This is a genomic window from Mesorhizobium sp. WSM4828, assembly GCF_055811175.1.
In genome coordinates, this window is sequence record NZ_JBVVQK010000008.1 from 184,735 (window position 1) to 205,581 (window position 20,847).

The window sequence follows — 20,847 nt, forward strand, 5'->3', positions numbered from 1 at the left end:
GCGCGCTGGGTTTGGGGTGGGCGACGATGCTGTTTCCAGGGGCAACGGGGCGCATAAGCGTGGCGTTTGCCGCGCTGCTTGCACTTTTGTGCGCGCTGGTTCCTGCGCGGGCTGAAGAGCCGAAGGCGCTGAAAGGCGTCGCGCTCGTCATCGGGCAGTCCGACTATGAGCACGTCGGCAAGCTGCCCAATCCGGAAAACGACGCCCGCGCCATCGAGGAGATGTTCGACAGGCTCGGCTTCGAAACCGATGTCGCGACCAATCGCGACGCGCGCAAATTGCGGCGTGACCTCGAAGGCTTCGTCGACGATGCCGAGGGTGCCGACGTCGCCATTATCTACTATTCCGGCCACGGCATCGAAGCCGGCGGCGAGAATTTCCTGGTGCCGGTCGATGCCGACATTACAGCGCTCGACGATGCCGGCGAGAATCTGGTGCCGCTGTCGTCGATCGTGGCCGAGCTGAAGGCCAAGGTGCCGGTCACCATCGTGCTGCTCGATGCCTGCCGCAACGATCCGTTTCCACCGGGCACGCTTTTGAAACTCGAGCCGGGTGAAGCGGGCAAGCCGATCGGCGCCGGCGGCCTCGGCGAAACGCGCAGCGTCGTGGCGCTGAACGGCAGCGCGCCGGCCAAGGGTTCGGCCGATGACAGCCTGGGCCAGGTCATCGGTTTTGCCGCCGAGCCCGGCAAGGTGGCCCTCGACGGTCCCGCCGATGGCAACAGCCCCTATGCGGCAGCCATTTTGCGTCACATCGACACGATGGGCGGCGAGGAATTCGGCACCGTGCTGCGCATGATCGGCGAGGAGGTCTATCTCAAGACCGGCGGCCGGCAGCGGCCGTGGGTCAATGAGAGCCTGCGCCGGCTGCTCTATTTCGGTACGCCCGCCGAGGTGCCGAAAGGCGAGGAGGGCGAGATCCTCAGCGAGCGCCGCCGGCTGCTGGTGACGATCTCGACGTTGCCCGACCCGCAACGCCGCCAGATCGAGACGATCGCCCGCGATGGCGGCGTACCGATGGACGCGCTCTACGCCATGTTGAAGACGCTGGGCACCGAGACACCCAGGGGCGCGGCCGAACTCGACCAATTGCTGCGTGGCCAGACCGAGCGGCTGAAACAGGTGCTGGCCGAGCAGGCGACGCTGAAGAGCCAGGATCCGGAAATCGTGCGGCTTTCAAGACTGGCCGAGCAGGCGGTGCAGGAAGGCGCACTCGAAGCAGCGCAGAAAATCCATGAACAGGCCAAGGCCCGCGTTGGCGAACTGTCAAAGACCGTCGACCAGGCCGAAGCCGACCTCAAGGCGCGTCGTTTCGAGTTTGCTGAGGTCTTCGGCGACAGCGCCAAAACCTACGAAATTTCCTTCAGCTATCAGGCGGCAGCCCAGGACTATGCCAAGGCCTATGAGCAGGTCGAGAAATGGGACGACCATGAAGCCTGGTTCTACAAGGCAGCCGAGGCCCAGGCGCTCTCCGCGCACGGTTCTTTCTCTGGCGACAACGCCTTTCTGGCGCAGGCGGTCGCTGCCTATGAAAAGGCGCTGACCTATGTGTCGCGCGAAAACAGTCCGCGGCAATGGGCGGCCACGCAAAACAATCTCGCCACCACACTCTCGACGCTGGGCGAACGCGAGGCCGGTCGCGAAAACCTCGACAGGGCGGCTGCCGCCTTCGACCAGGCGCTGAGCGTCTACACACGCGACGCCGATCCGGACGACTGGGCCTCGACGCTTGGCAATCTCGGCACCGTCTATTGGCGGCTCGGCCAGCGCGAGAATGGTACCGCACTGCTCGACAAGGCGGTCGCCTCCTTTCGCGCGGCGCTCGCGGTGCAAGCGGCGAAAAAAATGCCGCTCGAATGGGCGGCGACTGAGAATAATCTCGGCATCGTGCTATCCGAGATCGGCGAGCGCCAGGCCACGACCGACAGTTTCCGCGCTTCGATCGAAGCGCATCGCGCCGCGCTGACCGAATACCGCAGGGAGCGTGTCCCGCTCGACTGGGCGTTGAGCCAGGTCAATCTCGGCGCGGCCTTGTTTCGCCTTGGCGAGCGTGAAAAAGACGTGCCGACGCTTGAGCAGGCGGTGGCCGCCTATCAGGCTGCCACCGAGGAAATGACGCGCGAGCGCGCCCCGGCGCAATGGGCGACGATCCAGAACAATTTGAGCTCGGCGCTGGAATCGATCGGTCAGATCAATGGCGACATCGCCACGCTGCAACGCGCTCGGGAGGCGGCAGAGGCGGCACTGACGGTCTGGACGCGCGAGCGTGCGCCGGCGAGCTGGGCGAACGGCCAGTTGACGCTTGGCAATGCCTTGCAGCGCCTGGGCGCCAGGCAGGACGGCAACGACGCGCTGCTCAAGGCGATCACTGCCTATGAGGCCGCACTTTCTGAATATCCGCGCGAAAAGCTGCCGCTCGACTGGGCCTCGCTGAAGCAGAATCTGGGCTCGGTCTATGCGACGCTTGGCGAGCGGGACACCGGCATCGACTATCTCCGGAAGTCGGCGTCCGCCTATCGCGAGGCCTCGCAGATCTATACCGCCACCGCTGCTCCAATCGAGTTTGCTTCGATCGAGCACAGTCTCGGCAACACTTCGTCGACCTGGGGCGACCGCGCCCGCGACAAAGCGGTGCTCGAAGGGGCGGTCGCCGCTTATGATGCAGCGCTCACCGTGCGAAGCAAGCAGAGCGCCCCGAAGGACTGGGCGAAGACGCAGTACCGGCTGGGCGCAGCGCTTTCCATGCTCGGCAAGGCCAATGGCGGTTCGGACGAGGCGCTCAAGCGCTCGGCGGCGGCCTATCGCGCGGCGCTCGAGGTGCAGAGCCGCGACGCCGATCCTGACGCCTGGGCGGCAACGCAATGGGGCCTCGGCCACGTGCTCCTGGTGCTGGGCGACCGGACGCAGGACGGCGAAGCGTTCCGCCAGTCGGCGACGGCGCTCGAAGCGGCGCTGCCCTTCTACGACCTCGCCACGGTGCCGGAAGACCACGCCCAGCTGCAGAACGAACTCGGCAGCGCCTATTACTACCTTGCTGGCAGCGCCAATGACCCATCGCTCTACCAGAAGGCGGCCGCCGCGCATGAAAAGGCGCTGGCCGTCTATGCCACGCTGCCCGACCGCTCGCTCTGGGCTTCGGTCGAAGGCGACCTCGGCAATGCCCGCATGATGCAGGCAAACGCCAGTTCCGAGCCGGACGCCATGGCCAAATCGGTCCACGCCTATGAGGCGGCACTGACGGTGATGAGCCGCGACAGGGATGCCGACGAATGGCTGCGCAACCAGGCCAATCTGGCCAGTGCGCTGTCGACGCTGGGCTACTGGCGCGACGACGTCGCCCTGCTGCAGCGCTCGGCCGGCATCTATCGCTCGATCCAGAGCGTGCGCACGCGCGACCGCGCCCCCGAACCCTGGGCCAGCACGCAGGCAAGCCTGGCCAATGTGCTTGGCATGATCGGCGCGAAAGAGCCTTCGCCGGCTCTGTTCGCCGAGGCGGTCGCCGTCAACCGGGCGCTGGCAGACGAGGTCGGCCGCGACCGCGATCCCGACCGCTGGGCGAGCCTGCAAAACGAGATCGGCTATCAGCTGACGCTCGCCGGCCGTGCCGAAAACAATGTCGCCAAATTCGAGGAGGCGGTGCCGATCCTGCGCGAGGCCATCGCCGTGCAGAAGAAGATCGGTTCGGTGCCGGGCATCGCCTTCACCGAGGACAGCCTGTGCGACGTGCTTACCGATCTGGGTGCTGCCCGCAAGCAGAAGGCAATGGCCGAGGAAGCGATCGCCGTCTGCCAGCACGCACTTGTCGTCTTCAGGGAGCGAAAAATGGACGACCTTGCCGCCGGCTCCGCCAAGAACCTTGCCGAGGCACAAGCCTTGCTGGCCGAATTGCAATAGCGCACAGGAAAAGGCGGCCGCGGCCGGTTTCGATTGGCAATGGGTTGCCGTTCCCTGCTATTCCCGCTTCAAATCAAAAAGCAGTGGACGTTCCAGTATGACCAATGTCGCATTGACCGGGCTTGCCCGCGATCTTGCCAAGCGTGCCGCGGAAGGCCGCCCGGTGCGCATCGGCGTTATCGGTTCGGGCGAGATGGGCACCGACCTGGTGACGCAAGGCATGCTGATGCCGGGCATTTCGGTTTGCGCGATCTCGACCCGCCGGCCGCATACGGCGCGTGACGCCATCCGCATCGCCTATGGCGACGAGGCGATGGCAGCCGAAGCGGACAGCGCTTCGAAGGTCAGCCAGGCGATTGAAAGCGGCAAGATCGCAATTACCTCGAACGAAATGCTGGTCACCAATCCGCTTATCGACGTCGTCATCGATGCTACCGGCAAGCCCGGCGTCGCCGCCGATTTCGACCTGATGGCGATGCAGCACGGCAAGCATCTGGTGATGATGAATGTCGAGGCCGACGTCACCATCGGCTGCTATCTGAAGCAGCAGGCGGACCGGCTCGGCGTCGTCTATTCGGTCGGTGCCGGCGACGAGCCGTCGAGCTGCATGGAGCTGATCGAGTTCGCCTCGGCGCTCGGCTACACCATCGTCTCCGCGGGCAAGGGCAAGAACAACCCGCTCAACCACGACGCCGTTCCCGACGACTACCGCGCGGAAGCGCTGCGCCGAAACATGAACCCGCGCATGCTGGTCGAGTTCGTCGACGGCTCGAAAACCATGGTCGAGATGTGCGCCATTGCCAACGCCACCGGGCTGGTGCCCGACGTTCCCGGCATGCACGGTCCCAAGGCCGATCGCGACGAGCTGGTCAAGGTGCTGATCCCGCGCGAGCAGGGCGGCATCCTGTCGAAGAAGGGCGTCGTGGACTACACCGTCGGCAAGGGCGTGGCGCCCGGTGTCTTCGTCATCGTCGAGGCGACGCATCCGCGCATCATCGAGCGCATGAACGATCTGCATATCGGCCACGGCCCCTATTACAGCTTCTTCAGGCCCTACCATCTGACCTCGCTTGAAGTGCCGCTGACGGCCGCTCGCATCGCGCTTTACGGCAAGCCCGACATGGTGCCGCTGCCGCGGCCGGTGGCCGAGGTCTGCGCCGTGGCCAAGCGGGATCTGGCGGCAGGCGAGACGTTCGACGCGATCGGCGAGACCTGCTACCGCTCCTGGACCATGACGATCGAGGAGGCCCGCGCTCACCACGCCGTGCCCGTCGGTCTGCTCGAAGGCGGCAAGGTGCTGAAACCGGTGAGGAAAGGCGAATTGCTCACCGCCGACAATGCCGCGCCCGACCCGACGACCAGGCTATTCGCCTTGCGCCGGCTGCAGGACGAGATGCTGTATGGGGCGGGGTAGGTGGGGTGCAGAAACTTTGACGTCGGCGGGACAGCGCCCCTCTCTGTCCTGCCGGACATCTCCCCCACATGGGGGGAGATCGGACGTCATGCCGGCTTTCGCCAATCTCCAACATCGCAGTTCGTGAGCGAAGCGCCCAACCTGCCAATCTCCCCCCTCGTGGGGGAGATGTCCGGCAGGACAGAGGGGGGCGCGAAGGATCGCTGCTTAGCGGCTTTTCTCCAGGTGGCCATTGCCACTGAAACGCATGATCGGCCTTCCGCCGACGGCTTCCAGCCCCGCCCCCTACTTCCCCAGCTCGATCGAGCGCAGCCGCGCCGCTTCCACCGCTTCGGTGAGCAGTTGCGTCAGCCGGTCCTCGCCCATCAGCACCGCAAGGGCGGCAGCCGTGGTGCCGTTGGGGCTGGTCACCTGCTGTCTGAGCACGCCCGGCTCCTCGCCGCTTTCGGCGGCCAGCGATGCGGCGCCGTAGACCGTCTGCATGGCCAGGAGCTTTGCGACCTTGCCAGGCAGGCCGGCCTTCTCGGCGGCCACCGTCAGCGCTTCGATGAAATGGAAGATATACGCCGGCCCCGATCCGGAGACTGCCGTCACCGCGTCCATCAGGCCTTCGTCGTCGATGTCGGCCACTTGCCCGCTCGCCGAAAGCAGGTCGGCGACAAGGCGTTTGGTGTCCTCGGAAACCAGGCTGTTGGAAAACACCACCATCATGCCCTTGCCGATCGCCGCCGGCGTGTTGGGCATGCAGCGCACGATCGGTGCGCGGTCGCCGAGAATGCCTTCGAACGTGGCGACCGGCGTCCCGGCGGCGATGCTGAGGAAAGTGGTTCGGCCATCGTTGAAGCGGATGTAGCCGGCGGTCACGTCGCGGATCACCTGTGGCTTGACCGCAAGGACGATGAGGGCGGGCACGGCGTCCGCCGGGATGGCACCGGCATCCGCGGCAGCAGAGCAGCCCAGCGCTTCGGCACGCTTACGCAACTCGGCATTCGGCTCGACCACGAACACCGCAGCCGGAGCGAGCTTGCCGGCTTTCAGCCAGCCCGAGAGCATGGCGTAGCCCATATTGCCGCAACCGGCGAGAACAAGCCTGATCGTCATCGAAAGCCTCCCATAGAGATGGCTTCCCCATAGACGTTCGCGGCAGGGCGGGGAAGCCCTGTTGGGACCGTGATCAGGCGGAAACCCGGACCTTTGCGGTTGGGATGCACATGTAGTCGCGCAGCCGCGCGGCGACCAAATTAACCTTTTATTTCCTATGCCTGTTTAGCATCGCTTAACCAGTGGCGGTCGCTACGTCCCAGCCCGAGGGGAAAGCTCCAGAAACCATGGCTTATAGGAATAATCATGAACACTGGAGGAACGAGCAGTCCCTGCTGTCGTTCGTCGAGGCAGCGCGCGACGGGGACGAAGCGTCGCTGGTTTCGCTAGAGGACCGTGCAGGCCCGTCATGGCGCGAGGATGCCCCCACACGCCATCGTCTCGCCCGCTCGCGCCGCGAAGCGCGTGCCAGCCCGATCCTGTTGGCAGCCGCCGGTATCAGCCAGCCCGATCCTGATGAGCCAAAGGCCGGCACCATGCTGATGGAAGAGGCTGCAACGGCCGATCGGTTTTTCGATCCCGCTGGCTCCCTTGGCGGCCCCGATGCCCTTTCCGCCGATCACGCAGCATACCGGGCAGCGCCGCCTCCCGCTCTGCCGGTCGAGGTCGCGCGCACCAAACGTCCTGGTCCGATCGGTGCCGTGTTGTCGGCTTTGAGCCGGCTCATGCCTGGCAGAGCGCCGGAGGAGATGGCGTCCGGTGAGACTTCCGCCGCGACAAATTCCGGCGCAGCCATGCCGCCTGCGTTCCACCCGCAGCCGCTTTATGCCGGTCGGGCACCTTATCCGCAGCAACCCACGCCGCATTCGGCCCATACTCAAGCCTGGTCGAAGGCGGCAAATCAGGCCTCGGAAGCCGCCGATCAGCAAAGCCAGATCGAGGAAATCCGCGCCAGCCTGCGCGAATTCCGCGAGGTCGTTCGCGAGCTGACCGAAAACCGCACGCGCCGCCGCTATTTCTAAGCGTCGAATAAAACATGCCGGTTTCGAGTTAACGGCATGGGACGGCGCATTGACGGGATTGCCCGGCTCGATTTTCGTGAAAATGCCGCGCTGCATGTCCGCCCGCCTGCGCATGGTTCTGGGCAACGGCCTGCATAAAAGATATCTGGAGCGCGCCGCATGGATGCTTTCACGCGGCAGGCTTACGCGATAGGCGTCGAGGGTGGTTCATGGCTGAGTTGATTGACGGAAAAAGCGTCGCCGAAGACGTGGTGCGGCGGGTCAAGGCCCTGACCGCCGAACTGGCGGAAAAGGGCGGACGGCAGGCCGGTCTCGCCGTGGTCATCGTCGGCGAGGATCCGGCGAGCCAGGTCTATGTCGCCTCCAAATCCCGCACCGCCAAGGAATGCGGCTTCCATTCGGTTCAGCACACGCTGCCGGCCGAAACCTCCGAGCCGGACCTGTTGAAGATCATCGGCGAGCTCAATGCCGATCCGGCCATCAACGGCATCCTGGTGCAGCTTCCGCTTCCCGGCCATGTCGATGCCGGCAAGATCATCCAGGCAATAGCGCCGGAGAAGGATGTCGACGGCTTCCATTTCATCAATGTCGGCAAGCTCGGCACCGGCGAACTCGAGACCGCCTTCGTGCCTTGCACGCCGGCCGGCTCGATGCTGCTGATCGAACGCGTGCGCGGCAAGGACCTGTCCGGTCTCAATGCGGTCGTCGTCGGGCGTTCGAACATCGTCGGCAAACCGATGGCCAATCTTCTGCTTGCCGCCAACTGCACCGTTACCATCGCACACAGCCGCACCAGGGACCTGCCGGCGCTTGCCCGCACCGCCGATATTCTGGTCGCAGCCGTCGGCCGGCCTGAAATGGTCCGCGGCGACTGGGTCAAGCCTGGCGCCACCGTCATTGACGTCGGCATCAACCGTATCGCCGCACCCGAAAAGGGCGAAGGCAAGACCCGCCTCGTCGGCGATGTCGCCTTTGCCGAAGCAGCGAAGGCGGCCGGCGCCATCACGCCGGTGCCTGGCGGCGTCGGGCCGATGACCATTGCCATGCTGATGGCCAACACGCTAGCTTCCGCCTACCTCGCAGCCGGGTTGAAACGGCCTTCCTTCTGACCAGAGAGCAGCGTCCTTGCCGAACCTCACTGTTCCCTTAGAGCGGCCGGTCACCAATGATCCCGTTCAGGGCGGCCGGCAGTTCGGGTTTCTGCTGGTCGATAAGTTCTCCATGTTCTCGCTGGCGGCGGCAATAGACACGTTCCGGTCGGCGAACCGGCTGCTCGGCCGCGATTTCTATGGCTGGACGACGGTGTCGGCCGACGGCGATGCCGTCATGGCGTCCAACGGCCTGCCGCTCAAGATCGACTACGCCGTTGCCGATCTGCCGCCGGTCGACATCCTGTTCGTCTCGGTCGGGCTGACGACGGAATTTCCCGGCAAGAGCAAGGTGCTGGCAGCGCTGCGCAGCTGGGGCCGGCGCGGCAATGCGCTCGGCGCGCTGTCGGTCGGCTCCTATCTGCTTGCCGAGGCAGGCCAGCTCGATGGCTATCGCTGCACCATCCATTGGGAAAACCGCGCCGGTTTCCTCGAGCGCTTTCCGGAGATCAACTGCACCGGCAACGTCTTCGAGATCGACCGCAAGCGCTACACCTGCGCCGGCGGCACCACCTCGATCGACCTGATGCTGGAGATCGTGCGCGGCGATTTCGGCTCGAGCCTCTCCAATGGCGTCGCCAACCAGTTCCAGCATGAGCGCATCCGCTCGGCCGGGGACCGCCAGCGCGTCGGCCCGGAGCGCGACCTGACCGGCAAGTCGGAAAAGCTGCGGCGCATCGTCGAGCTGATGGCCGACCATCTCGACGAGCCGCTGTCGGCGGTACAGCTCGCCAAGTCGGCGGGCCTGTCGGTGCGCCAGGTCGAGCGCCTGTTCCTGCGCCATCTCAGCGTGACGCCCGGGCGTTATTACATGCGGCTCAGACTCGAGCGGGCGCGCGAATTGCTGCGCCAGACCAACATGCCGATCCTCGACGTGGCAATCGCCACCGGCTTCACCTCGCATTCCTATTTTGCCCAGAGCTACCGGCTGCAATTCGGCCGGCCGCCTTCCGAGGAACGCCGCACGACCTATTGAAGGTTTTTGCAGAGTCGTCGGAGCTTCGTGCTCCGCCCGGGCTTGTGTCGCGACGCAGCGTCAAATAGCTTTCCGGCGCCGAGCGGCGGCGACTGACGGGGAGATATTGGATGGCGGGATTCGTGCGGAGCGCCGCTGCGGCAGCCCTGCTGATGTGGATGACGGGGTTAGGCTTCGCCGCCGATCGCGTCATCGTCGTTCTCGATGCCTCCGGCTCGATGTGGGCGCAGATCGACGGCAAGCCCAAGCTCGAAATCGCCCGTCAATCGCTGCGGAACGTGCTGCAATCGGTCCCGGCCGACGAGGAAATCGGCCTCATGGCCTATGGCCATCGCGAGAAGGCCAGTTGCGACGACATCGAACTCATCGTGCCACCACAGGCCGGCTCGGCAAGTGCGATCTCAGCCGCGGCCGACAGCCTGAAATTTCAGGGCAAGACGCCGCTGACCGCCGCGGTCAGGCAAGCGGCGGAGGCATTGAAATACACCGAGGACAAGGCGACGGTCGTTCTCATCACCGATGGCATCGAGACATGCAATGGCGACCCCTGTGCGCTGGGCAAGGAACTGGAGGCTGCCGGCGTCGACTTCACCGTCAATGTCGTCGGCTTTGGGCTGACGGCTGCCGAAGGCAAGCAGGTCGCTTGCCTCGCCGACAACACCGGCGGCAAATATGTCGAAGCATCGGATGAAAAGGCATTGCACGATGCCCTCGTCGAGACCGTCGCGCCCCCGCCACCCGTCACTGAACCGGCTCCCGCCCCGCAGCCTGCTCCCCAGCCGGCGCCTGCCCAGCCGGCGGAGCCCAATTTCGTGCCCACCGTCGTGCTTGCCGAGGGTGGCGATCCCGTCACCGACGGCAATGCCTGGGAGATCTATAAGGCGAATTCCGACGGCACGCGTGGCGATCCCGTCACGACCGAATATGGCACCTACAAGGGCAATCTGGAGCCGGGCGACTATATCGTCGTCGCGCGTGCCGGCGAGGCCAGGGCCGAACAGAAGATCAAGATAGAGCCTGGCCAGGTCGCCAAGCCGCACTTCAACCTGAATGCCGGCACGCTGGTCATCCACCCCAGGCCAAGCGAAGGAGCGGACGTTGATGACGGCGCGGCTGTCGTAATCGGCTATCCCGGCGTCGATACCCCGCCGACCTACTACGGCGACACGAAAGTCGTGCTGCCTGCCGGTGACCAGAAGGTGACGGTCACGATCGGCCAGGGCATGGTTTCCGAGACGATCCCGCTTGCCGCTGGCAGGGTCATCGACAAGGACATCATCGTCGGCGTCGGGCGTATCGTCGCCAACGCCTATTATGCTGCCGGCGGCGACAAGGCCGAGGGTTCCGGCGTCGGTTTCAAGGTGCTCCAGGCGAAAAAGCAGGTCGACGGAACCAGGCAGGAGGTGACTTATGCCTACGGTCCGGACAGCAAGTTCGATCTGCCGCCCGACGATTATGTAATGGTCGCGACCGTCGACCTTGCAGTGGCCGAGCAGCCCTTCAGCTTGAAGGTTGGCGACCATCAGGATCTGAAGATCGCGATGAACGCCGGTATGCTGACGATAACCGCGCCAGGGGCTTCGAAGATCGAGATATTCGAGGCCAGGAAGGCCATCGACGGAACCCGCAAGTCGGTCGGCTACGCCTATGACCAGAAGTATGAAGCCACCCTGTCGGCCGGCGACTATGCGGTGGTTTCGGAGAAATCGGACAACAGCTCGAAAGAAGGCACGGTAACGGTCAGGGCCGGCGCGCGAGCCGAGCTGACGGTTCAATAGATCCAGAGCAATTCCAGGAAAAGTGTGGAACGGTTTTCCGTCCGGAATTGCGCAGAAACAAAGAGGGAGACCAGCCATCGGCCGCTTCCTCCTGGCCGAAAAGTCACGCCGTACCGAACGCGCTGGCGCCATGGTCGGCGCGGCCTACCAACTGCCGGAACCCGGCGAAAAGCTCGCGGCCGAAGCCGAATTCATTGCCTATGAGGTCGCTGTCCGCGGGGCGGCGCAGTGCGAAATCGCCGGCCGGCACCAGTACTTCGAGCGTCCCGGCCTCCGCGTCGAGCCTGACGATATCGCCGTCATGGATCCTGGCGATCGGCCCGTCCTCCGCCGCTTCCGGCGTCACGTGGATCGCCGCCGGCACCTTGCCTGAAGCGCCCGACATGCGCCCGTCGGTGACTAGCGCCACATGCTGGCCGCGGTCCTGCAGGATGCCGAGCACGGTGGTCAGCCTGTGCAATTCCGGCATGCCATTGGCCTTCGGTCCCTGGAACCGAATGACGGCGATGAAGTCGCCGGTCAGCGACCCCGCCTTGAACGCCTCGTTCAGCCCTTGCTGGCTGTCGAACACCTTGGCCGGCGCCTCGATGATGCGCCGCTCCGGCTTGACCGCGGATGTCTTGATGACGGCGTGGCCGAGATTGCCTGAAAGCACTTTCAGCCCGCCGCTCGGCTGGAACGCCTTCTTGAACGGCGCCAGCACCTTCTCGTCGCCGCTCTGGCGCGGCGAGGCCTCGCGCACGACACCGCCGTCGGCGCCGAGCTTGGCCTCGACCGCGTAGGGGCGCAGCCCTTCGCCCCACACCGTCTGCACATCCTCGTGCAGGATGCCTGCGTCGAGCAGTTCGCGGATCAGGAAGCCGAGCCCGCCGGCGGCGTGGAAGTGGTTCACATCGGCAAGGCCGTTCGGATAGACCCGCGCCAGCAGCGGCACCGCTTCCGAGATGTCGGAAATATCCTGCCAGGTAATGGCGATGCCGGCCGCCGCTGCCATGGCGATGAGGTGGATGGTGTGGTTGGTCGAACCGCCGGTGGCGTGCAGGCCGGCGATGCCGTTGACGATCGAGCGCTCGTCGATCATCCGCCCGACCGGCGTGTAGGCGTTGCCGAGCGCGGTGATCGCCAGCGCCCGCTTCGTCGCTTCCCTGGTCAGCGCGTCGCGCAGCGGCGTGCCGGGATTGACAAAGGAAGCGCCAGGCGTGTGCAGGCCCATGATCTCCATCAGCATCTGGTTGGAATTGGCGGTGCCGTAGAAAGTGCAGGTTCCCGGCCCGTGATAGGATTTTGATTCGGCTTCGAGCAGTTCGGCCCGCCCCACCTTGCCCTCGGCATAGAGCTGGCGGATCTTGGCTTTTTCGTCGTTCGGAATGCCGGTCGTCATCGGCCCGGCCGGGATGAAGACCGCCGGCAGATGGCCGAAGGTCAGCGCCGCGATCACCAGCCCCGGCACGATCTTGTCGCAGACGCCGAGATAGACGGCGGCGTCGAACATGTTGTGCGACAGGCCGATCGCCGCGGCCATGGCGATCACGTCGCGCGAAAACAGCGACAGCTCCATTCCGGGCTGGCCCTGGGTGACGCCGTCGCACATCGCCGGCACGCCGCCGGCCACCTGGGCGATGCCGCCGGCCTCACGCGCCGCGTCCTTGATCAGCGCCGGAAATGTCTCGAAAGGCTGATGCGCCGACAGCATGTCGTTATAGGAGGTGATGATGCCGAGGTTCGGCACCCGGTCGCCGCCAAGCGCTATCTTTTCGGAAGGGCTGCAGACGGCAAAGCCGTGGGCCAGGTTGCCGCAGGACAGCACGGCCCGGTTGGCGGTGCGGTTCGAGGCTTCGGCGATGCGGCCGAGATAGGCCTCGCGACCGGGCTTGGAGCGCTCACGGATGCGCTGGGTGATGGCTTCGATGTCGCGTCTTGCGGTCATGGCGGTCGGTCCTTTCAGGCGAGGTCCCGCAAACACCTTCCGGCTGTTGCCGGGACCTGCAGCCAAGTTGAGATCAGGGTGCCCAGAAAACCTCTATGGGCTTTTGAGTGGCATCGAGCACGGCGCGAATGGGCTTTCGTGTCCCAGCTCCAAGCGCGGCCTCGAATGCGCTGCGTTTTTCCGCGCCCTCGATGTGCAGCGCGATGAAGCCGGCATTGATAATCCGCGCCAGTGACAGCGTCAGCCGTGGCTCGCCCGCGCTTGCGGCGTGAACCGGAAGCACGATCCTTTGCGACGACGGGTCGAGCAATCTTGCCAGGTTATCGGCATCCGGAAAGAACGAGGCTGTGTGGCCATCAGTTCCCATGCCGAGCACAACGACGTCGAGTGGCCAGGGCAGCGCTTGCAGCGCCTTACTGTCGGAGACCGCTGCGCCCTCGATACTTGCCGCGTCATGATAGAGCGGCACGAATTTCGCGGCGACGGCGGCGTTCTGCAGCAGGTTGGCGGCAACCAGGCCGGCATTGGAGCGCGGCGATGAGGGCGGCACGAAGCGCTCGTCGACCAATGTTATCGTCACCTTTTCCCAGGCGATAGGAACGGTCGAAAGCGCCGCGAAGAATTTCGCCGGCGTCGTGCCGCCCGAGACCGCAAGCAGTGCCGTGCCGCGCTCGGCGATCGCCTTTGACAGGCAGCCGGCGACGTGGCCGGCAAGCGCTGCCGCCAACTCCTGGCGTCCGGCAAATTCGTGCCAGTTGTAGGCGCCGCCTAATTGCTCTCGTGCCATGTCCGCCCGTCGCGTTCGATCAGCGCAATCGAGGCCGAGGGGCCCCATGTGCCGGCGGTGTAGCCTTGCGCCTCTTGCCTGCCGCTTTCCCAGGCGTCCTGGATCGGGTCGATCCATTTCCACGCCGCCTCGACCTCGTCGCGGCGCATGAACAGCGTCTGGTTGCCACGGATGACGTCCATGATCAGCCGCTCATAGGCATCGGGGGCGCGGCCGTCGAAGGATTGCGCAAAACTCATGTCGAGCGGAATCTGGCGCAGTCGCATGCCGCCCGGCCCCGGATCCTTGATCATGATGAACTGCTTGACGCCTTCGTCGGGCTGCAGCCTGATGACCAGCTGGTTGGCGGAAATCGGCCCGGCGCTCTCGCCGAAGATCGAATGCGGAATCGGCTTGAATTCGATGACGATCTCCGAAACGCGGGTCGCCAGCCGCTTGCCGGTCCGGAGGTAGAACGGCACGCCCGCCCAGCGCCAGTTGCCGATCTCGGCCTTGAGCGCAACGAAAGTTTCGGTGTTGCTGTTCTTGCCGAGCTCCTCCACATAGCCTTTCACCGGCCCGCCGGCCGAGGCGCCGGCACGGTATTGTCCACGCACCGTGTGCTTCGGCGCTTCGTTGCCGTTGATGCGCTTCAGCGCCCGCAGCACCTTCAGCTTTTCGTCACGGACGGCATCGGCGTCCATCGACGATGGCGCCTCCATGGCGACAAGGCAGAGCAGTTGCAGCATGTGGTTCTGCACCATGTCGCGCAATGCGCCGGCCTTGTCGTAGTAGGTGACACGGTCTTCCAGGCCGACTGTCTCGGCCACGGTGATCTGCACATGATCGACATTGGCGGAGTTCCACAGCGGCTCGTAGAGCGCATTGGCAAAGCGCAGTGCCATCAAATTCTGCACCGTCTCCTTGCCGAGATAGTGGTCGATGCGGAAAATCTGGCTTTCATGGAAGTCGTCGCCGACCAGGTCATTGAGCGTCCGCGCCGAAGCGAGATCGCGGCCGATCGGTTTTTCCAGCACGATGCGCGAATTGGGCGTGATCAGCCCGTGCTCCTTCAGCTTGTGCGAGATGTCGCCGAACAGCGCCGGCGCCACCGCCAGATAGAAAGCGCGGATGTGTTCGCTGTTGCCGATCGCCTCCTTCAGCCTGTCGAACCCGGCGCCAGTGGTTGCATCTGCCGGGACATAGGAAAGCCGTGCGAGGAACGTCTTCAGTTCCTTGGCGTCGATATCTTCCGGCTTCACATGATCGGCAATCGCCTGCCTGGCGAAAGACTGGAACTCCTCGTCGGTCATCTTCGAACGTGATGTGCCGATGATGCGCGTCGGCTCGGAAAACTGGTGGTCGCGCTGCCGGTGGTACAGCGACGGCAGAAGCTTGCGTTCCGACAGATCGCCGGTGCCGCCGAAGATGATGAAGTCGAAAGGATCGACGGGGATGATCTGGCTGGTCATGGTGTGTCCGCTCTGACGCCGGTCGCGATAACGCGGCTGATATAATCTAATCGATTTAAACTTGCCAGTACCATTGCGTCACATCCGCGTGTGCTCTTGACACGGGCGCTAGCCGGAGGCTTGTCGGCAAGCGATGCTTCCGGGAGCGTTCGCAGGTGCAGCATAGAGCGGGATCAAGGCGAAAGCCAAAGGAGAAATCGGCAATGGACACACATCTTTCGATGGCCATGGCCAAACACGTCGTCGATCGCCTTCAACGATGAGTGAGAAAAGCATGCGCCTCAAAAACAAGGTCGCCATCATCACCGGCGCTGCCTCGGGCTTTGGCGAGGGCATGGCCAGGCGCTTTGCCGAGGAGGGCGCGCGGGTAGTCGTCGCCGACCTGAACGCCAAGGGCGCAGGGCGCGTCGCCGGCGAGATCGGCGAAAACGCGATCTGGACCCAGACCGACGTCTCGCTGCGGTCCGAATTCGACGACATGGTCCATGCTGCAATGGGCGCCTTCGGTCGCATCGACATCATGGTCAACAACGCCGGTTACACCCATCGCAACGGTGACATGCTGGAAGTCGATGAGGCGACCTTTGACCTGATCACATCAGTCAACATGAAGGCGATCTACCACGCAGCGCTTGCCGTGGTACCGGTGATGGAGCGGCAAGGCGGTGGCGTCATCCTGACGACGGCCTCTACGGCCGGTATCAGGCCGCGGCCTGGCCTCACCTGGTACAACGCATCGAAAGGCTGGGCGATCACCGCGACCAAATCGATGGCGGTGGAACTCGCGCCGAAGAACATCCGCGTCAACTGCCTCTGCCCGGTTGCCGGCGAGACCGGCATGCTCGCGAAATTCATGGGCGCCGACACACCCGAGATCCGCGAGAAGTTCCGCGCGTCGATCCCGCTCGCCCGGCTTTCGACGCCGCTCGACATAGCCAATGCCGCGCTTTGGCTCGCTTCGGACGAGGCGGCTTTCATCACCGGCGTGGCGCTGGAAGTCGATGGCGGGCGTTGTATTTGAACGGTCCAGTCATCCGGCGGAGGACGGGCTGATGGCGAGCGACCCCCGATTGCTCTGCCGGCCCTACGCCCCGGTTTTGACGTAGCTCTTGTAGACCCAGCCGCGCTTGCCGTTGTAGACGATCTGGCACCATTGCTTGCAGCTCATCACTTGCACCGAGGTCTTGGCCGGCACGGTGAGAATGGCGGCCGCATTCTTCTTTGGGCCGGTGCGCATGGTAACGGATCTCAGGATCCGTCCGGATTTTGCCTTGGTGCTGTTGTCGTCTTCGCTCGCGGTCTGCGCCGCCGGTTGCGGCTTGGGCGTTGGAATGGCGGCGGTCTGCGCGCCGTCAGGCCCTGTGTTCTTCGTCGAGCTGCCGGGAGCCGCCACCTTGGCAAACAATGCCGCAGCGTCGGGTTTTGCTGCCGGGTCGGCGAATGCCACCGAAGCAGACGATTTATCGGCCGCCTGCTCGGTCTGGCTTGCCAGCTGGTCGGATGCTGCCGTGGCGGCGGCCGATGCCGTCTTTGGCCCCGTCCAGCGCGGATTGTTGGGAGCCAGCGCCGGTATCTCGGCTTCCGCTGCGGCCACCGCTGGGGAAACTGCATCTGCCTTGCCCGTCGTCCTCGGCGCCGCAGCAACCTTGGCAGGCATGATCTTCGTCGTCTTGACCGGGATGGTCGGAACGATCTGCTCAGGGCTTGCGGCCGCTTGTCGCTCATTTGCCGGCAATGCCAGCCACAGCGCCACCGCGGCAACGCCGAGCAGTGCGGCCGTGCCAAGCGCGGCGATTACCAGATGCGCGTTCGACCGGACCCCGTGCCAGAACGTCGGCCGCATATCGTAACCGAATTGCATCGCAAGGCGCCGTCGTTCCGGCGCGCCGAAACTGAAGGGCTCTCTCACTCTTGCCACCTCCATTTGCGGGCCGATGTTCTTACGACCGATGCCGGAGAGCCGGCATTTCGATCGGCATCGGTCCCAAACCAAAAGCGGGCAGGCCCGCAAAAATTCCCCGTTCAGCTGCCCACGAGCATCATCTTTCGCCCGCGATTGTGGCATCACTGCGCCCTTGGCGGGAATTCTGCGCCCTGGTTAAGGATTCTGCAACGTCTGGTTAGATTCTGTCCCGCAACGCGTACCAGTTGAGCGCAAGAAAGAGCAGTGGCGCGCGCAAACGCCGGCCGCCGGGGAAGGGTGGAATTTTCAGGTCCTCGATCAGCTTCAGCCGGTCGCGGTTGCCGGCGACCGTCTCGGCATAAAGCTTGCCGAAAAAGTTCGACAGCATGACGCCGTGACCGGAATAACCGCCGACCGAGATCACATTGGGCATCACTTCGCGCACGAACGGCTTTCTCGGCACGGTGATGCCGACATAACCGCCCCAGCCATGGGTGATCTCGACGTCCTTCAATGCCGGATAAATCTCGGCGATCTGCCGGCGGATGTGGATGTGGATGTCCTTGGGGTCGTTGACCGCGTAGATCTCGCGCCCACCAAACAGCAGCCGCCCATCCTTCGATTTGCGGAAATAGCGCACGACGAAGCGCGAATCGTCGACCGCCTCGCCACCCGGCAACACTTTGGAATCGGCTCCTAGCGGTACCGTCGCGCCGATGAACGAGCCAATCGGCATAATATGCGCGGCACTCACCGGTTCGAGCGTGCCGCCATAGGCATTGACCCCGATCAGGCATTTAGCGGCGGTGATCGTGCCCTTCGGCGTCACAACCATCACCTTGCCGCCGCCGAAGGTGATGCCGGTCGACGGCGTCTGCTCGAAAAGCTTTGCGCCGGCCTGTGCCGCGACTTTTGCGGTGCCGATCACCAGTTTCAGCGGATGGATATGGCCGGTGCCGGTGTCGCGGGTGCCGCCGAAATAATGCGTCGAGCCCAGCCGCTCGGCTGTCTCCGCGGCATCCATGAATGAGATGTGCGGATAGCCGAAACGGCTCGCCATGATCTCGGCATGAGCCTTGTAGTCGTCGACATAGCGCTTCTTGTGCGCCACCGACATCTGGCCGGGCATATAGTCGATCTCGATCTCGTGCATCGCGGCGAAATCGAGCAGATGCGCCTTGGCCTCTTCGGCCAGCTCGAACAGCGCCTTGGCGCGGGAAAAGCCGTATTCCGCTTCCAGTTCCTCTGCCCAGGCCCGTTGTCCGGTGCCGAGCTGGCCACCATTGCGGCCCGATGCGCCGTCACCGAAACGATGCGTTTCGATCAGCACCACATTCGCGCCTGTCTTGGCGAGATGAGCCGCGGCCGACAGGCCGGTAAAGCCGCCGCCGACAATCACCACATCGCATGTCCGGTCGCCGTCGAGCGCCGGATATTCGGGCCTTGGTCCGGCCGTGTCTTCGTACCAGGAGCGGCCGGGAGAGATTGGGGATTGGTAAGTCATGATGCTCGGCTAGGGGAGTAGGGGAGTAGGGCAGTAGGGCAGTAGGGCAGTAGGGCAGTAGGGCAGTAGGGCAGTAGGGCAGTAGGGCAGTAGGGCAGTAGGTGTCTATTCAGCCGACAGCTTGCGGATCAGAAGCCGCAGGGAGCTTTCCTACGCTCTCGCTGTGGGGCATCAATGACTCGACCGCCTCGCGAGAGGTAATTCCAACCCTTTGCGCGATCAAAAGGTGTGTCTCCAGTTCCTTGAGTGATCCCTGGGCGATCCTGAGAAACTGCTGGTAGGAAGCTCGGCTTTCTCGGCCGTAACCCTCGGCGATGTTGGCGGGCACCGACGTTGCTGCCCGACGCACCTGACCCGTCAGCCCGTAGATCTCGTCTTTCGGCCAAGTCCTTGTTACTTGGTAGATTGCAACTGTTAGGTCCATGGCTTGCTGCCAAACGATCAGATCCCCGTACGATGCGATCTTGTCCGTCATCCTTGCCCTACTGCCCTACTGCCACATTGCCCTACTCCCCTACTCCCCTACTCCCCTACTACACGTTCAGCAGCAAATACTCCCTCTCCCACGGGCTGATCACTTCCATGAAGGTCTCGAATTCCGCTCGCTTGATCGCCGCATAGGTGGCGGCAAATGACTTGCCGAGCAGCGCGCAGAGTTCCTCGTCTGCCTCGAACAGGTCGACGGCTTCAAGCAGGCTGCGCGGCAGGTCGATCTGGTCCTCGTTGGCGGTCGTCAGAACCGGCGGCTCGGCCTGGATCTTGTTGATCATGCCGATCAGCCCGCAGGCGAGCGATGCCGCCATCGCCAGATAGGGATTGGCGTCCGAGGAGGGGATGCGGTTTTCGACGCGCCGCGCTGCCGGGTCGGAGCGGGGCACGCGGAAGGCGGTGGTGCGGTTGTCGTAGCCCCATTTGTTGTTGACCGGCGCCGAGGCCGACTGCGTCAGCCGCCGGTAGGAATTGACGTAGGGCGCAAACATCACCAGCGCGTTCGGCACATGTTTCTGCATACCGCCGATGAAATGGAAGAAGGCCTCGGTCTCCGAGCCGTCCTCCGCCGAAAAGACGTTCTTGCCGGTCTTCTTGTCGATGATCGACTGATGGATATGCATGGCAGAACCGGGCTGCCCCTGTATCGGCTTGGCCATGAACGTGGCGTAGATCTCGTGTTTCAGCGCCGCCTCGCGGATGGTGCGCTTGAACATGAACACCTGGTCGGCGAGCTCGATTGGATCGCCGTGACGCAGATTGATTTCGAGCTGGCCGGCGCCCTCCTCGTGGATCAGCGTGTCGATCTCCAGGCCCTGGCTTTCGGAGAAATGGTAGATGTCGTCGATCAGTTCGTCGAATTCGTTGACCCCGGCGATCGAATAGCCGGCGCCGCCGCCGATCGGCCGCCCGGAGCGCCCGACAGGCGGGGTGAGCGGGTAGTCCGGATCGGGGTTCTTGCGCACCAGGTAGAACTCGATCTCGGGCGCCACGACCGGTCTCAGCCCACGCTTGTCATAGGCGGCAAGCACGCGCTTCAGCACGTTGCGCGGCGTGAATTCGACCGAGCGGCCGTCCTGGTGGACGAGGTCGCAGATAACCGCCGCGGTAGGGTCCTCCTCCCACGGCACCACCGTCAGCGTTGAGAGGTCAGGCATCAGCTTGAGGTCGCCATCGTCCTCCGGATAGTGGAAGCCGTTGCCGTCCTCCGGATAGCCGCCGGAAATCGTTGTCATGAATACCGCCGAAGGCAGCGCCAGCGAGGTGTTGGAGGTGAACTTCTTCGATGGCATCATCTTGCCGCGCGCAACTCCGGCCTGGTCGGGTGTGATGCATTCGATATCTTCGATGCCGCGCCATTCCAGCCAGGCGCTGACTTCCTTCCAGTTCTTGACGCCACGTTGGTTTTTCACGAAGGCAGGCGTGCGGGCGCGTCCTCCGCGGCTCGACGGACGGACTTCCTTTTTTGCAGGCGGCATCAATCACCAGATTTGTTGCAGATTGTGGAGTATAGC

Annotated in this window: 14 protein-coding genes and 1 pseudogene; 7 read left to right on the forward strand and 8 right to left on the reverse strand. The window is 64.1% G+C overall.

Annotated features, from left to right (window positions below):
• Nucleotides 1–59: 59 nt before the first annotated feature.
• Nucleotides 60–3,893: a caspase family protein gene (locus AC0L2X_RS12315; protein WP_473559501.1), complete on the forward strand. Its 3,834-nt coding sequence runs from the start codon at nt 60–62 to the stop codon at nt 3,891–3,893.
• Between the two features lie 97 nt (nt 3,894–3,990).
• Nucleotides 3,991–5,307 carry an NAD(P)H-dependent oxidoreductase gene (locus AC0L2X_RS12320; protein WP_473559502.1) on the forward strand — a complete coding sequence of 439 codons (1,317 nt, stop codon included), beginning with the start codon at nt 3,991–3,993 and terminating at the stop codon, nt 5,305–5,307.
• Nucleotides 5,308–5,592: 285 nt separating this feature from the next.
• On the opposite strand, the gene proC is transcribed toward AC0L2X_RS12320, so the two are convergent.
• Nucleotides 5,593–6,408, reverse strand: coding sequence for a pyrroline-5-carboxylate reductase (gene proC, locus AC0L2X_RS12325; protein ID WP_352488299.1), 816 nt, complete (start codon nt 6,406–6,408; stop codon nt 5,593–5,595).
• A 227-nt stretch (nt 6,409–6,635) separates the two neighbouring features.
• Between proC and AC0L2X_RS12330 the strand changes: the two genes are divergently transcribed.
• The 4 genes from AC0L2X_RS12330 to AC0L2X_RS12345 all read left to right on the forward strand — a co-directional run bounded on the left by AC0L2X_RS12330 (nt 6,636) and on the right by AC0L2X_RS12345 (nt 11,272).
• Nucleotides 6,636–7,370 (forward strand): hypothetical protein, encoded by a 735-nt coding sequence (locus AC0L2X_RS12330; RefSeq protein ID WP_473559504.1) that lies wholly within the window; start codon nt 6,636–6,638, stop codon nt 7,368–7,370.
• 209 nt (nt 7,371–7,579) lie between these two features.
• Nucleotides 7,580–8,479: a bifunctional methylenetetrahydrofolate dehydrogenase/methenyltetrahydrofolate cyclohydrolase FolD gene (gene folD / locus AC0L2X_RS12335; protein WP_473559506.1), complete on the forward strand. Its 900-nt coding sequence runs from the start codon at nt 7,580–7,582 to the stop codon at nt 8,477–8,479.
• A gap of 16 nt (nt 8,480–8,495) precedes the next feature.
• The gene (locus tag AC0L2X_RS12340) at nt 8,496–9,494 is read left to right on the forward strand and encodes a GlxA family transcriptional regulator (protein ID WP_473559508.1); all 999 of its coding nucleotides are present in this window, start codon (nt 8,496–8,498) and stop codon (nt 9,492–9,494) included.
• Nucleotides 9,495–9,604: 110 nt separating this feature from the next.
• On the forward strand, nt 9,605–11,272 hold the full coding sequence (locus tag AC0L2X_RS12345; RefSeq protein ID WP_473559510.1) for a vWA domain-containing protein: 1,668 nt from the start codon (nt 9,605–9,607) through the stop codon (nt 11,270–11,272).
• A gap of 103 nt (nt 11,273–11,375) precedes the next feature.
• Here the strand turns inward: AC0L2X_RS12345 and edd are convergent, their stop codons facing one another.
• The 3 genes from edd to zwf form a co-directional block, all read right to left on the reverse strand.
• Nucleotides 11,376–13,199: a phosphogluconate dehydratase gene (gene edd / locus AC0L2X_RS12350; RefSeq protein WP_473559512.1), complete on the reverse strand. Its 1,824-nt coding sequence runs from the start codon at nt 13,197–13,199 to the stop codon at nt 11,376–11,378.
• Between the two features lie 73 nt (nt 13,200–13,272).
• The gene (gene pgl, locus AC0L2X_RS12355; RefSeq protein WP_473559514.1) at nt 13,273–13,986 is read right to left on the reverse strand and encodes a 6-phosphogluconolactonase; all 714 of its coding nucleotides are present in this window, start codon (nt 13,984–13,986) and stop codon (nt 13,273–13,275) included.
• Nucleotides 13,968–15,437, reverse strand: a complete 1,470-nt coding sequence (gene zwf / locus AC0L2X_RS12360; protein ID WP_473559515.1) for a glucose-6-phosphate dehydrogenase — start codon at nt 15,435–15,437, stop codon at nt 13,968–13,970. The genes pgl and zwf overlap by 19 nt, the downstream gene beginning before the upstream one ends.
• Nucleotides 15,438–15,711: 274 nt before the next feature.
• Here zwf and AC0L2X_RS12365 point away from each other — a divergent pair, with 274 nt between their 5' ends.
• Nucleotides 15,712–16,458 (forward strand): SDR family oxidoreductase, encoded by a 747-nt coding sequence (locus tag AC0L2X_RS12365; protein ID WP_473559517.1) that lies wholly within the window; start codon nt 15,712–15,714, stop codon nt 16,456–16,458.
• 63 nt (nt 16,459–16,521) lie between these two features.
• Here AC0L2X_RS12365 and AC0L2X_RS12370 read toward each other — a convergent pair whose 3' ends face one another.
• The 4 genes and pseudogenes from AC0L2X_RS12370 to AC0L2X_RS12385 form a co-directional block, all read right to left on the reverse strand.
• Nucleotides 16,522–17,298: an SH3 domain-containing protein gene (locus AC0L2X_RS12370; RefSeq protein WP_473599831.1), complete on the reverse strand. Its 777-nt coding sequence runs from the start codon at nt 17,296–17,298 to the stop codon at nt 16,522–16,524.
• Nucleotides 17,299–17,557: 259 nt separating this feature from the next.
• Nucleotides 17,558–18,844: an NAD(P)/FAD-dependent oxidoreductase gene (locus tag AC0L2X_RS12375; RefSeq protein ID WP_473559521.1), complete on the reverse strand. Its 1,287-nt coding sequence runs from the start codon at nt 18,842–18,844 to the stop codon at nt 17,558–17,560.
• Between the two features lie 105 nt (nt 18,845–18,949).
• Nucleotides 18,950–19,319: pseudogene (locus AC0L2X_RS12380) on the reverse strand (four helix bundle protein).
• A 58-nt stretch (nt 19,320–19,377) separates the two neighbouring features.
• Complete coding sequence (locus AC0L2X_RS12385) at nt 19,378–20,811, reverse strand: glutamine synthetase family protein (protein WP_352488315.1); 1,434 nt, start codon at nt 20,809–20,811, stop codon at nt 19,378–19,380.
• Nucleotides 20,812–20,847: the final 36 nt, after the last annotated feature.